We start from the raw sequence: 313 nt of genomic DNA on the forward strand, positions 1-313 counted from the left end.
GGGACGTGTCAGGTCTCGTACGTGAAGAACGAGTGGGGCGGTGGGTTCACCGCGAACGTGACGGTGACCAACACGGGTACCTCGACGGTGAACGGCTGGACGGTGACCTGGAGTTTCCCGGGTGACCAGAAGGTCACCAACGCGTGGAACGCGAACGTGACCCAGTCCGGGTCGGCGGTCACCGCGACGAACATGAGCTACAACCCGGCCATCGCGCCCGGCGGCAACGTGCAGTTCGGCTTCCAGGGCACCTGGGCCGGCAACGACACCAGCCCCAGCGCCTTCACCCTCAACGGAAACGCCTGCAGCTGAC

General features: G+C 65.8%; 1 protein-coding gene. It reads left to right on the forward strand.

All coding sequences use genetic code 11. The features are described 5' to 3' along the window. A partial coding sequence (locus KGA66_RS29540) for a cellulose binding domain-containing protein (protein WP_211472950.1) occupies positions 1-312 on the forward strand: 312 nt, incomplete at its 5' end. Position 313: the final 1 nt, after the last annotated feature.

The sequence above is a fragment of the Actinocrinis puniceicyclus genome, from assembly GCF_018283645.1.
GTDB lineage: Bacteria > Actinomycetota > Actinomycetes > Streptomycetales > Catenulisporaceae > Actinocrinis > Actinocrinis puniceicyclus.